Origin of the sequence: Cupriavidus necator N-1 (assembly GCF_000219215.1) — a bacterium.
GTDB lineage: Bacteria > Pseudomonadota > Gammaproteobacteria > Burkholderiales > Burkholderiaceae > Cupriavidus > Cupriavidus necator.
The window spans coordinates 1,301,372-1,314,183 of the sequence record NC_015726.1 but is presented as its reverse complement, the minus strand read 5'-3'; the positions used below and the strand labels follow the sequence as shown (position 1 = coordinate 1,314,183).

The window sequence follows — 12,812 nt, the reverse complement described above, 5'->3', positions numbered from 1 at the left end:
GCATTCAGGCCGTCAATGCGTCCCTTGCCGGGATTGCGTTGCCGCGCCGGCTGATGGTCCAGGCCGTAAAGGGATCCGCCGCGCTGCGGTGCTGGGTCCAGCGCGTGCTGCAGGTATCGCACTGGTGCTCGCGCGTCTGGCATTGCACGCCGGCGGCCAGGCTGCGCCATTGCATGTCGCCCAGCGGGCGCAAGGCACCGTGGCCATTGGCGCAGCGCGCATCCAGGCGCAGCCGCTCGCAGCGGCGGCACAGCGGCCGCACCGATGCGGCGGGCAGCACCCGCAGCTGCGCGCCAGCCGGTGGCGCCGGCGCCACCGCGGGCAGCACTGCGGCCTGCGCATCTTCCATCTGCGCGGTCATGCCAACGCGGCTGCGCGTGCGGTGCAGCGCCGCCCAGTACAAGGCGCGCACCGCATCGGAGCCGTCGCACGTCGCGGCGGCGCGGCAGCGCTCGGCATGCCGGTGCAGCGGCAGGCCGAACTCGGCGGCCGAGGCAAAGCAGACCACCTGGGCGCGTGGCGAGCCGTCTTCGATCCAGCGCTCGAACAACTGCGCCAGCTGATGGCGGCAGGCGTCGTCATCACCACCGGCCTGGGCGAGCGCCAGACGATGCGCACGCCGGCTCAGCGAGCGCACCTCCTGCCTGAGCTCGCTCAGGACCGGCAACAGGCGTGCGGCCTGCCGTGTCCGCCTTGGCGATGCGATTGCGCGCTGGGTATTGCTCACTTCTGGCTCCGGCTCACTTCGTCTTCCGGCCTGCACTGCGGCCGCTGTGAACCGATTATAGGAGCGCATTTGTGCACCGCAGGAAGGGTGGGCGGCCTACTACCTGATACGGGTGGGGCTCGGGGGCGCCCGCTTTTGGTCTACTTGCAGCCAGTGCAAAAACGCAATCAAGGGCATGGGTGCGTCCCATGCAAACAGGACTGGGCAAGAGGAGAACCACCATGGGTGTACTGAGCGGAATCCGCGTACTGGAATTCGAAGCCATCGGGCCGGGCCCGTTCGGCGCCATGCTGCTGGCCGACATGGGCGCCGACGTGCTGCGCGTCGACCGCCCGGCGGCGCCGGCCGACCTGGGGCCCAAGTCGGCCACCGGCAAGCGCGTGGATATCACCGGACGCGGCCGCCGCTCGGTCACGCTGGACCTGAAGCAGCCACAAGCGCAGCGCGCAGCGCTGGCGCTGGTCGAACGCGCCGACGTGGTGATCGAAGGCTTCCGCCCGGGCACCATGGAACGCCTGGGCCTGGGGCCCGACGCCGCGCTGGCGCTCAACCCCAGGCTGGTCTATGCGCGCATGACCGGCTGGGGACAGACCGGCCCGCTGGCCGACCGTGCCGGCCACGACCTGAACTATGTCGCGCTGTCCGGCGTGTTGTCGGGTATCGGCCGCGCCGGGCAAGCACCAGTGCCGCCGCTGAACCTGGTCGGCGACTATGGCGGCGGCGGCATGCTACTGGCGCTTGGCGTGGTGGCGGCACTGCTCAATGTGCAGCGCGGCGGCAAGGGCCAGGTGGTCGACGCGGCCATGACCGAAGGCGCTGCGCAACTCGGCGCGGTGTTCTGGGGCCTGCTGGCCTCGGGCAACTGGCGCGAAGAGCGCCAGGCCAACGTGCTCGACGGCGGCGCGCCCTGGTATGACAACTACCGCACGCGCGACGGCAAGTACATGTCGATCGGCCCGGTCGAGGGCCGCTTCTACGCCGAGCTGCTGGACAAGCTGGGCCTTGCCGGCAAGGACCTGCCGGCCCAGTACGACCGCAACGGCTGGCCGGTGCTGCGCGAGCAGTTCGAGGCCGTCTTCCTGACCCGCACGCGCGACGAATGGTGCGCCGTGTTCGAAGGCAGCGATGCCTGCATCGCACCCGTGCTGGAATTCAGCGAAGCCCCCAACCACCCGCATCACCGCGCACGCGGCAGCTTCGTCGAAGTCGCTGGCGTGGTGCAGCCGGCACCGGCGCCGCGCTTCCTCGGTACGCCATCCGAGATCTCCGGGCCCGCGCCGGCGCGTGGCGAGCATGGCGCCGCCGCGCTGCGCGACTGGGGCTTCGATGCCGATGGCGTGGCCCAGTTGCAAGCACAGGGCCTGGGGCTGATGGCAGAGCGCTAAGGGACTGCGCGGTACAACACAATCTCCACCTGGCCGCATCGTCCGGCTGCGTGTTTTGCTCCGGCCTCGTGCCGGAGCATTCTTTTTTTCTGCCCGACTGGCCGGCACCTAGGGCAATCCCGCCCAGCCGATATGGGGGGCATGCAAGGTGCCGGGCATCCTATAACTTCCCACATGCAGCCCTTCTTGCTACGCAGTTTCCTATTCCCTTTCCCGAGGTATCACATCATGCGCATGAAGTCCCTGATCGCGATGGCAGTGATGGCATGGAGCGCCGTCTGCGGTGCCCAGAGCTACCCGTCGCGTCCCATCACCTTTGTCGTTCCGGGCCCGCCCGGCGGCGCCACCGACACCGTGGCGCGCGCGCTGGCCGAGGACATGGGCAAGCGTCTCGGGCAAACCATCATCGTCGACAACAAGCCCGGTGGCGCGGGCGTGATCGCCGTGCAGGCCATTACGCGTGCCGCGCCGGACGGCTACACGATCCTGCTCAGCCACTCTTCGCCGCTGATCAACACGCCGCACCTGTACCGCAACGTGCCGTACGACGTGCGCCGGGACCTGGCCTTCATCACCGAGGTGTCGGTCGGCAAGATCGTGCTGGTGGTGAGCCGGGACGTGCCGGCAAAGAACATGCAGCAGTTTCTCGACTGGGCCGCGAAGAACAAGGGCAAGGTCAGCTACGGCTCCTATGGCGTCGGCACCTTCCCGCACCTGGTCGGCGCGCACCTGAATCAGGTGCGCGGCCTGGACATGGCGCACGTGGCCTACAAGGGTGAGGCACCGATGGCGCAGGACATGATCGCCGGCAACATCGCTTGGGCGATCGGCTCGATGAGCACGCTCGGCCCGCATATCAAGAGCGGCCGGCTGACGGCCCTGGCGGTGATGGGCGACAAGCGCATCAAGGAGCTGCCCGACGTACCGACCATGGCCGAGGCCGGGCTGAAGCAGCAGGAACTGCGCTCGCCAGCCTGGCTTGGCCTGTTCGCGCGCTCCGGCACGCCGGCGGCGGTCCTGTCCAGGCTCGAGACCGAAGCGCGGGCGTCGATCCAGTCGCCGACCATGCGCGCGCGGCTCGATGCGCTGGCCATGGATCCGGTGGGCAACTCGCCGGCGGAGTTCCGGCGCGAATTCGACGCGACCGAGCCCGTGATCGCCCAGATGATCAAGGCCAGCGGCGCCACCGCGGAATAAGGCCAGCGCGCGGCCGGGTGGCCGGTACGGTCAGCCCGGCCGCTGCGCCGCGCTGCGCGCCACCAAGATGGCATCGTAGCGGCGCGACACGTTGAGCTTGGCGTAGATCTGCCGCAGGTTCCACTTGACGGTGTCGACGCTCAGGTTGAGCACCAGCGCAATGCGCTTGTTCGACATCGCCTGCTCCAGCAGCGCCAGGATCTCGCGCTCGCGCGGGGTCAGCAGCCGGCCCTTGCCGACGTCGGCCGGCGGCAGCGTGGCCGGCAACGCAGCCGGCGCGGCGGCGGGCTCCGGACTGTGCTCGGCCGGCCCGGGCGGCGGCGCCGTCATCGCGGCGGCCTCGCACAGGCGCGCCAGGTAAGCCCCGCGCCCCGCCGCGCCACCGTCCTCCCTGCCAGCCATGCCTGCCAGCAAGCCGAAGGTACGTTCGCCTTCATCGAGGAAAGTGCGCACCAGCCCCAGCCGCTCGCCCGCTGCCAGCGCGGCTTCAAGATACGGCGCCGCTTCATCGGGACGATAGAGGTCGTCGAGCGCGGTGGCCTGCAGCAGGTCTACAGTCACAAGCAGCGGTTCCCGGATCGAAGCCACGTACAGGCCGCGCACGGTGCCAAGCGCGGCAAGCGCCAGCGCGGGCTCGCCTTGCGCCAGCGCCAGCCGTGCGCGGCCCAGTGCCGCAACAGCGGCGATTTCCTGGCCGCGCGGTGTATCGCCCGGATCTTGCCGGCCCAGTTCCTCCAGCGAGGCCTGCAGCCGCTGCGCGTGGCGCAGGTCCTTGCCCAGCAGCGCCAGCCGCTGGCGCTCGGCCGCCACGCGCGCCACCCCGCGCGGCAGGCCGCGGCGGTGGAACATGGCTTCGGCTTCCACCAGTTCCGCCAGGGCTTCATGGCGCGCGCCTGCCAGCCATTGCAGCCGCGCATGGCACAGCGCCGCTTCGATCAGCACGTCCGGGGTGCCGGTGCGCAGCGTCTGCAGCCGGCCCGCCAGCACTTGGCTGGCTTCGGCGATGCGGTCCTGCTCGTACAGTGCTGCAGCCACCGCCACCGCGCACAGGCTGGCCGCGATCGAGCGGCGCCCATAGGCATGCTGCGCGGCCGCCAGCACGTCCGTGCCGAGCCGCAGTGTCTCGTAAGCGTTGCCCTCGATCCAGGCCGTCAGCGCCAGCGTGCCGGCACCCATCAGCGCGATCTCGGTGTCGCCGGGCTGCGCCGCGCAGCGGTATGGCGCACGCGAGCGGGGCTGGCAGCCCAGCAGGGTGCCGTAGCGCAACGCCAGGCTCATGCGGATCTGCTCGAGCGCGGGATTGCCCTGCGGCCTGCCCTGCAGGCTGTCGAGCAGCACCTGCACCCGCGCGTGGTCGTCCTGCTGCGCGGCAATGGTCGCGCGCATCATCGTGGCGTGCACCACGGTATCCACGCCGGGCCCGGCACTGGCTTCCCAGCGCCGGATCCAGTGCTCGGCGTGCTGCGGCCGCACCGATACCACGCATGCCCATGCCGAGGCCAGCAGCAGCGCCGGGTGCAACGCCAGCCGCGCGGGTGCAATGCCGTCGGCCCATTGCAGGAAGTCCCGCAGCGGACTGACGCCGGGCAAGTGGGCCGCGGTGGCCTCCACCAGCGCCAGCACACGGCCAAAGTCGCCGCTGCACAGCGCGTGTCCGATCGCCTCCGCCGGCTTGCCGCAACGGTCCAGCCACGCGGACGCAAGCCCGTGCAGCCGCTGCAACTCGGGCAGTCCATGCGGCCCGGGACCCGTGCCGTGCTCCAGTTCATGCAGCAGGTGCGCCCGGAACAACGGGTGGAAGCGGTACCAGCCCTGCCCGCTCCCATCGGCAACCTCATCCGGCTCGGGCGGGGCTGCCTCCAGGAACAGGCTGCGCGCGGCGATCTCGGCAAGGCGCGCGGGTGCCTGCGCGCAGCCGGCCAGCAGCGCGGCCAGCTCAGCATGGATGCGGCGCGGCACCGCGAGACAGCGCATGAAGTCCAGCAACGCCGGCGGCAATCCGGCAGTCACCTCCTCCTGCCAGTAGGCATGCAGGGCGGCAGATTGCGCATGCGGCCACGCCGGTTCCTGGCCCGTGCGCAGCGATGCGGCAACCAGCTCCAGGCCGGCGGGCCAGCCCTCGGTGACTTCCTGCAGCACCACCGCCGTGTCGACCGCGGCTTGCGAGCTCTCCCGGCGCGCGGTGCGCCCTTCCACGCGCTGGCCCACGAAGGCCAGGGTTTCGGCAACGCTGAAGGCCAGCTCGGCGCGGCCGGCTTCGGCCAGTTCTCCGCCGGCGCGCAGCCGGCCCAGGGCCAGCCCGGCCTCGCCGCGCGCCGCGGCGACGATATGCAGGTGCGGCAGGCGCGCGCTCAGCACGCCCTGCAGGAAGGCCAGCGTGGCCGGGTGCCGCAGGCGGTCGAGCCCGTCCAGCATCAGGTAGACCTCGCCCGGCACGCCGTCCAGCAGCGCGACGAACGCGGGCAGCAACGCGGTGGGGTGCGCCGGGTCGAAGCCGAACTCCGGGCCGGGCCGGCACACGCGGATGCCAGCCTGTCGCAGGCTGGCATCGAGGCTGGCGCAGAACTGTCCCAGGTCGTCGTCCTCCGGCGCGAGCGTGAGCCAGGCCACGCGCGCGCCGCCGGCCAGCAGGCGGTGGCGCCATTGCGCCATGACGGTGGTCTTGCCATAGCCGGCAGGCGCAGTCAGCAATACCAGCCGGCCATGCCTGGCGTCGTGCAGGCGCTGCAGCAGGATCTCGCGCGCGATCGCGCGCCGGTTCTGGCGCGGCGGCACGAGGCGGGTCGCGACGGCAGCATGTATGGTTTCCATGGGCGTCCAGCGGTGCGCAATTGAAGCGGGACAAAGGGACGAAGCGGCAAGACAATGAAGGGGCGAAGGCGTGCAGGCATGAAAAGGCACGCGCTTCGCCGGCGGGCTTGCCGCTGCGCGAATATAAGGCGACGCCTTGTGGCCGGACACCCGGCAAACCCTTCCCCACCTGTTCCGGGTGGCCTGCGGGTGCTGTGCGCGTCTCACCCTGGCCACCCGGACAGCTGGCCAGGCGTGGCTTGGCCGCCGCGCCGCGTCTGCCAGTACAATCGCGACAACGTGCCGCCTTTGCCCGGCATCGCGCTGCCTCGCCCGCATTTCCTCCGCACCTCACCTGCACCGTCCTGCCTCGCCCATGCCCCAGACGCCAGCCAATCCGCCAGCCGCTCCCCGTAGCCAGCCCGCCGCGCCAGTCTCGCAGCCGTCCCGCCCGGCCTCGCTGCGCAGCGCGGCGCGCGTGGTCGCGCGCGAGCGCCTGCTGGCGCAGCGACCGACGCGCGGCGCCGGCGCTGCATCGTGCTGCAGGGCCCGGCCGGCTACGGCAAGACCGCGCTGCTGACCGCATGGCGGCTGGACCTGCTGGCGCTCGGCTTTGACATGGCCGCGCTGACGCTGGAGCCGGCCGACAACGAGCGCCAGCGCTGGCTGGACCGCCTGCTCGGCTGCCTGTCCGAGGTCAGCCCCGCGCTGACGCGCGAAGCCATGATGCTGGCCGACCGCGGCACGGACGACGAAGCCGTCGAGCGCGCCATCATCGCGCTGGTGCGCGGCATTGCTGCCCACCCGCGCGACGTGACGCTGGTGCTCGACGACATGCACCACCTGACGGCGCCGCGCGTGCTGGAGCCGCTGCAGTGGCTGCTCGACTATGCCCCGGCCAATTTCCATGTGGTGCTGGCCTCGCGCGTGGCGCTGCCACTGTCGCTCGGGCGCCTGCGCGACCAGGGCATGCTGCTGGAGCTGGACCAGCGCGACCTGCGCTTCACGCTTGCTGAATCGCAGCATTTCCTGCGCGCCCAGCTGGGCGAGATCAGCCCGCGCGATGCGCGCATGCTGCACGAGCTGACCGACGGCTGGGTGGCCGGCCTGCAGCTCTTTGCCGCGCACTGGAAACGCAAGAAGGCCAACGCCAGCGGCCTCACCTTTGCCACCGGCTTCGTGCAGGCCAGCGTGCAGGATGCTGGCGCCTTCGCCGAGTATTTCGAACGCGAGGTGCTGTCGCGCCTGGCGCCGGACGAAGCCGAGCTGCTGGTGCGTGCCGCCGCGTGCGAACGCTTCACCGCGTCGCTGTGCGAGGCCCTGGGCGAGCAGGCGCTGGGTGAAGGCGAGATTCTGGCGCTGCTGGCGCGGCTGGAACAGGAGAACCTCTTCATTACCCCGGCGCAGGGCCCCGAGCGCGAATCCTGGTACCGGCTGCATCCGCTGCTGCGCGAAACCCTGGCCCAGCGTTTCCGCTCGCGCAGCGAGGCCCAGCAGCGCGCCGTGCACGCGGCGGCGTGGCGCTGGTTCCGCGACCATCGCATGCTGGAAGAAGCCGTGCGCCACGCGGTTCTGGCCGGCGATGCCGACACCGCCGCCGACCTGGTGCAGCGCTTTGCCGACACCCTGATCATGCGCGGCGAGGTGCGCAAGGCGCTCGGGCTGCTGCGCACCATCCCCGCCGACCAGGTGCAGTCGCGCCCCGAACTGCGCCTGCTGGCACTGCGCACACAGATGTTCTCGCGCGACCTGGACGCGTGCGCCGCGGCCGCGGACCGGCTCGAAGCCGACATCCCGCCGGGCGACGCCTCGCTGCGCTACCGGCTGGCGCTGCTGCGCTTTTCCCTGGTGCTGCTGCGCGACGACAGCCAGGGCGCGCTGGCGCTGCTGCCGCAGATCGAGAGCGCGCCCGCCGACATGCCGGCGCTGTTTATCGGCTCGCGCAACAACCTGCTGTCGTGGCTCTATATGCACCTGGGCGACTACGAGCGCGCCCGCCGCATCCAGACCGAGGCACCGCCGCTGGTGATCGACGGCGTGCCGCTGCTGGGCACCGCCAGCGGCATGCTCAACGGGCGCTGCATGATCGGCTTCAGCCATGCGCTGGAAGGCAACATGATCCAGGCCGAGCGCGTCGCCCGCGACGTGCTGCGCGAAGTCGAGCAAGCGGGCCACGGCGGCGCCGGCGCCGAGCCGGAGTACTTTGCCGCAGCCCTGCTGGGCGAGGCGCTGTATGAGCAGAACGACCTGGAGGCCGCGCGCCGGCTGCTGGAAGACCGGGTCGACGTGCTCGAACGGGTATCGATCCCCGACTCGGTGCTGCGGGTGCACACCGTGCTGGCAGCCGCGCACTGGATCTGCGGCCACCGGCTCGATGCCTTCGCGCAGCTGGAGCGGCTGGAAGACTACGGCACGCAACTGCGCCTGGACCGGCTGGTGGCGCAGAGCCTGGCCAACCAGATCCGGCTGCACCTGGCCAGCGGCGACATCGCTGCCGCCGAGGCGGCGCTGGCGCGCCTGGACGCCATTGCCGCGCGCCATCGCAACGCGCCGCGCGGCTCGCTGGACGCCATCCACATGGTGAACGAGCGCGCCCACCTGCTGCTCAGCCTGGCGCATGACGACATGTGCGGGGCCGAGGCCCGCACCGCAGCGCTGATCGCGTACTGCGAGGCGCGCGGCTGGCAACGCCACGTGGCGCAGATGCACATGCTGGCGGCCGTGGTGGCATCGCGCCGCGGCGACGCCGAGGCGGCACGCGCGCATGTACTGGAAGGGTTGCGCCGGGGCCACCGGCTCGGCCTGATGCGTAGCGTGATCGATGCCTGCCCCGGCGCACTCGGCCAGATCGTGCGCGTGGCCGCGAACACCACGCTGGACCCGGTGCTGGCCTTCTATGTCGAACGGCTGCAGGCCACCGTGCCGCCGCGAGCCACAGAAGCCGGCACCGCCGCGGCTGCCGCGCCCGCCGGCAGCCCGGCCCGGGCCGATGCGCGCTTTGAGCAACTGAGCGACCGCGAAGCCGATGTCGTGCGCCTGCTCGGCCAGGCCCTGCCCAACAAGAAGATCGCACGTAGCCTGGGTCTGTCGCCGGAGACGGTGAAATGGCACTTGCGCAACATCTTCCGCAAGCTGGGCGTCAGCAGCCGCGACGAGGCCGTGGCCCGCGCCCGCGACCGCGAGCTGGACCAGGCCGGCGGCGCCCAGCCGCCTGACGTGCCGCACTGACGGCGCGGCCGCCCCCTCTCCCCCTCTCCCTCCCCCCAAGGCCGCGCGACCCAAGCACGGCCCCCTCTTTGCTGTCTCCGGCCACCTGATGCGGGTGGTGTTCGCGGCCCCCTCCTCCCCGGTACCTTAGCGCCATACCAACGGCCGCATTGCTGGGCTGAGGCTACCTCCCGCAGACCGACATCCGGAGTACTCAATGGAAATCAACCGCAGCATCTATCGTGACGACCACGAGATGTTCCGCACCACCGTGCGCCGCTTCCTGGAACGCGAATGCCTGCCCAGGCAAGCCGAATGGGACAAAGCCGGCAAGGTCGACCGCGAGACCTGGCTCAAGGCCGGCCGCGAAGGCCTGCTGTGCGTGACGCTGCCGACCGAGTACGGCGGTGGCGGCGGTGACTTTGGCCATTCCGCGATCTATGCCGAAGAGTATGCCCGCGCCGGCCTGAGCGGGGTCGGCTTCGGCGTGCACTCCGACATCATCGCGCCGTATATCGCCCGCATCGGCAACGAGGAACAGAAGCAGCGCTGGCTGCCCAAGGTCTGCTCCGGCGAGAGCATCCTGGCCATCGGCATGACCGAGCCGGGCACCGGCAGCGACCTCAAGGCGATCCGCACCACCGCCATCCGCGATGGCGACGAGTACGTGATCAACGGCAGCAAGACCTTCATCAGCAACGGCCTGAACGCCGACCTGATCATCATGGTCTGCAAGACCGACCCGGCCGCCGGCGCGCGCGGCGTCAGCCTGATCGTGGTGGAAGCCGACCGCGAGGGCTTCCGCCGCGGCCGCAAGCTGGACAAGGTCGGCCAGCACGCGCAGGACACCGCCGAGTTGTTCTTCGACAACGTGCGCGTGCCGGTGGCAAACCTGCTGGGCGAGGAAGGCAAGGGCTTTGGCTACCTGATGGCCGAGCTGCCGCAGGAGCGCCTGTCAATCGCGGTCAGCGCCGCCGCCAAGCTGGAGGTCTGCCTGGAACACACGCTGGCCTACGTCAAGGACCGCAAGGCCTTCAACCAGACCGTCTGGGACTTCCAGAACACCAAGTTCAAGCTGGCCGACATCAAGACGCAGGCGATCTCAGTGCGGCTGCTGGTCGACCACTACCTCGGCGAGCACATCCGCCGCCGCCTGACGCTGGAAGAAGCGGCCATCGCCAAGCTCCATGCGACCGAAGTGCTGGGCACCGCTCTGGACCAGATGGTGCAACTGCACGGCGGCTACGGCTACATGATGGAGTACCCGGTGGCGCGCGCCTTTGCCGACATGCGCGTGACCCGCATCTACGGCGGCACCAGCGAAGTGATGCGCGATCTGATCGCGCGCAAGCTGTAAGCACTGATCCCAAGACAAACACTCATCGGAGCACACACATGACTCGCAAGGTTTTCGTCGCCGGCGCCGGCATGATCCCGTTCAAGAAGCCGGGCAGCAGCGACACCTATGACGTGATGGGCGCAACCGCCGTGCGCCAGGCGCTGGAAGACGCCGGCCTCGGCTATGAGGACGTGCAGCAGGCCTACGCCGGCTACGTGTACGGCGACTCGACCTGCGGCCAGAAGGCGCTGTACCAGGTCGGCATGACCGGCATCCCTGTCATCAACGTGAACAACAACTGCGCCACCGGCTCGTCGGCGCTGTTCCTGGCGCGCCAGGCGGTGCAGAGCGGCGCGGTGGACTGCGCGCTCGCTGTCGGCTTCGAATTCATGCAGCCCGGCGCGCTAAAGTCGCGCTGGGACGACCGCGCCCCGGCGCTGGAGCGCGCCATCGGCCTGGTGGACGAACTGGTCGACCGCAAGGACCTACCCAATGCCATCCGCCAGTTCTCGGGCGCCGGCAAGGCCCATATGGAAAAGTACGGCACGAAGCTCGAAACCTTCGCCAGGATCCGCGCCAAGGCCAGCCGCCACGCCGCCAACAACCCGCTGGCCGTGTTCCGCAACGTGCTGACCACCGAGGACGTGCTGGCCGCGCCGGCGCTGTGGGAAGGCGTGCTGACGCGCCTGATGGCCTGCCCGCCAACCTGCGGCGCCGCCGCCGCCATCGTGGTGTCGGAGGAATTCGCCCGCAAGAAGGGCCTGAAGACTGACGTGCTGATCGCTGGCCAGTCGCTGACCACCGACCGCCCCAGCGCCTACGACGCACGCGACATGATCCGCGTGGTCGGCTTCGACATGACGCGCGAAGGCTCGCAGCAGGTGTATGAGCAGGCCGGCGTCGGCCCGCAGGACATCGACGTGATCGAACTGCATGACTGCTTCGCGCAGAACGAGCTGCTGACCTATGAAGGCCTCGGCCTGTGCCCGGAAGGCGGCGCCGAGAAGCTGGTCAACGACGGCGACAACACCTACGGCGGCAAGTGGGTGGTCAACCCGTCGGGCGGCCTGCTGTCCAAGGGCCACCCGCTGGGCGCCACCGGCCTGGCGCAATGCTACGAGATGGTCCAGCAGTTGCGCGGCACCGCCGACCAGCGCCAGGTCGAAGGCGCACGCCTGGCCCTGACGCACAACCTCGGCCTGGGCGGCGCCTGCGTGGTCACGCTGTACCAGAAGCACGCCTGAGCACACCCCGACACAGGAGCCCATCCATGATCGACAAGAAACATATCGGCCGGGTGATTGCGGACTTCCGCACCTCCGCGCCGGCCAGCCAGCTGCGCTTTTTCGCCAAGGCCACCGGCCAGACCGACCCGGTCTATATCGACGAGGCCGCCGCGCGCGACGCCGGCCACCCGGGCCTGCCGCTGCCGCCGACCTTCCTGTTCTCGCTCGAACTGACGCAGCCGCCCAGCGCCTGGCGCCAGGAACTCGGCATCCGGCCGGACCGCATCCTGCACGGCGAGCAGTCCTTCGACTACCACTGTATGGCCTATGCGGGCGACACGCTGCACTTCAAGACCACCATCACCGACATCTACGACAAGAAGGGGGGCGCGCTGGAGTTCGTGGTGCGCGAGACGCGCGTCGCCAACCAGGACGGCGAGCACGTGGCGGACCTGCGCAGCGTGCTGGTGCATCGCAACGGCTGAACCGGAGAACTCCCATGAGCAAACTGAGCTTCGACCAGGTCAAGGTGGGCGACACCCTGCCGCCGCTGACGCTGGAACCGATCAATCGCACCACGCTGGCGCTGTTTGCCGGCGCCTCGAACGATCACAACGCCATCCACATCGACACCGACTACGCCCGCAAGGCCGGCATGCCCGACGTGTTTGCCCACGGCATGCTGTCGATGGCCTACCTGGGCCGCCTGCTGACGCAGTGGGTGGACCAGCGCCAGCTGCGCCAGTTCGGCGTGCGCTTTGTCGGCATCACGCACCTGGGCCATCGCATCACCTGCACCGGCCGCGTGGTGGAGAAGCTGGAAGTCGACGGCGAGAAACGCGTCAGGCTGGAAATCCAGACCGCCAACCAGTATGGCGAAAGCAAGATCCTCGGCGACGCCATCGTTGCCCTGTAAATCCAATCAAGCACAAGGAGTCTGA

At 70.1% G+C, this 12,812-nt stretch carries 9 protein-coding genes; 7 read left to right on the top strand and 2 right to left on the bottom strand.

Annotation, left to right across the window (positions count from 1 at the left end):
• Window positions 1-4 precede the first annotated feature (4 nt).
• Entirely contained in the window at window positions 5-727 is a 723-nt protein-coding gene (locus tag CNE_RS06270) for a hypothetical protein (RefSeq protein WP_013956286.1), read from the bottom strand.
• A 221-nt stretch (window positions 728-948) separates the two neighbouring features.
• Between CNE_RS06270 and CNE_RS06265 the strand changes: the two genes are divergently transcribed.
• Together CNE_RS06265 and CNE_RS06260 are read left to right on the top strand one after the other, a co-directional pair.
• On the top strand, window positions 949-2,112 hold the full coding sequence (locus CNE_RS06265) for a CaiB/BaiF CoA transferase family protein (protein ID WP_013956285.1): 1,164 nt from the start codon (window positions 949-951) through the stop codon (window positions 2,110-2,112).
• Between the two features lie 228 nt (window positions 2,113-2,340).
• Window positions 2,341-3,309, top strand: coding sequence for a Bug family tripartite tricarboxylate transporter substrate binding protein (locus tag CNE_RS06260; protein WP_013956284.1), 969 nt, complete (start codon window positions 2,341-2,343; stop codon window positions 3,307-3,309).
• A 30-nt stretch (window positions 3,310-3,339) separates the two neighbouring features.
• On the opposite strand, the gene CNE_RS06255 is transcribed toward CNE_RS06260, so the two are convergent.
• On the bottom strand, window positions 3,340-6,120 hold the full coding sequence (locus tag CNE_RS06255) for a LuxR C-terminal-related transcriptional regulator (protein ID WP_013956283.1): 2,781 nt from the start codon (window positions 6,118-6,120) through the stop codon (window positions 3,340-3,342).
• A 516-nt stretch (window positions 6,121-6,636) separates the two neighbouring features.
• On the opposite strand from CNE_RS06255, the gene CNE_RS06250 reads away from it, so the two are divergent.
• The 5 genes from CNE_RS06250 to CNE_RS06230 all read left to right on the top strand — a co-directional run bounded on the left by CNE_RS06250 (window position 6,637) and on the right by CNE_RS06230 (window position 12,787).
• Entirely contained in the window at window positions 6,637-9,327 is a 2,691-nt protein-coding gene (locus tag CNE_RS06250; protein WP_013956282.1) for a LuxR C-terminal-related transcriptional regulator, read from the top strand.
• A gap of 196 nt (window positions 9,328-9,523) precedes the next feature.
• A complete protein-coding gene (locus CNE_RS06245; protein WP_013956281.1) occupies window positions 9,524-10,663 on the top strand; it encodes an acyl-CoA dehydrogenase family protein in 1,140 nt (379 codons plus the stop codon).
• Between the two features lie 38 nt (window positions 10,664-10,701).
• Window positions 10,702-11,889, top strand: a complete 1,188-nt coding sequence (locus CNE_RS06240; protein WP_013956280.1) for a lipid-transfer protein — start codon at window positions 10,702-10,704, stop codon at window positions 11,887-11,889.
• Between the two features lie 26 nt (window positions 11,890-11,915).
• Complete coding sequence (locus CNE_RS06235) at window positions 11,916-12,356, top strand: MaoC family dehydratase N-terminal domain-containing protein (protein WP_013956279.1); 441 nt, start codon at window positions 11,916-11,918, stop codon at window positions 12,354-12,356.
• A 14-nt stretch (window positions 12,357-12,370) separates the two neighbouring features.
• Window positions 12,371-12,787, top strand: coding sequence for a MaoC family dehydratase (locus CNE_RS06230; RefSeq protein WP_013956278.1), 417 nt, complete (start codon window positions 12,371-12,373; stop codon window positions 12,785-12,787).
• Window positions 12,788-12,812 lie beyond the last annotated feature (25 nt).

Coding starts and splice junctions, on each gene's coding strand:
- CNE_RS06265 (WP_013956285.1), top strand. CDS start 949: ATGGGTGTACTGAGCGGAATCCGCGTACTGGAATTCGAAGCCATCGGG.
- CNE_RS06260 (WP_013956284.1), top strand. CDS start 2,341: ATGCGCATGAAGTCCCTGATCGCGATGGCAGTGATGGCATGGAGCGCC.
- CNE_RS06255 (WP_013956283.1), bottom strand. CDS start 6,120: ATGGAAACCATACATGCTGCCGTCGCGACCCGCCTCGTGCCGCCGCGC.
- CNE_RS06245 (WP_013956281.1), top strand. CDS start 9,524: ATGGAAATCAACCGCAGCATCTATCGTGACGACCACGAGATGTTCCGC.
- CNE_RS06240 (WP_013956280.1), top strand. CDS start 10,702: ATGACTCGCAAGGTTTTCGTCGCCGGCGCCGGCATGATCCCGTTCAAG.
- CNE_RS06235 (WP_013956279.1), top strand. CDS start 11,916: ATGATCGACAAGAAACATATCGGCCGGGTGATTGCGGACTTCCGCACC.
- CNE_RS06230 (WP_013956278.1), top strand. CDS start 12,371: ATGAGCAAACTGAGCTTCGACCAGGTCAAGGTGGGCGACACCCTGCCG.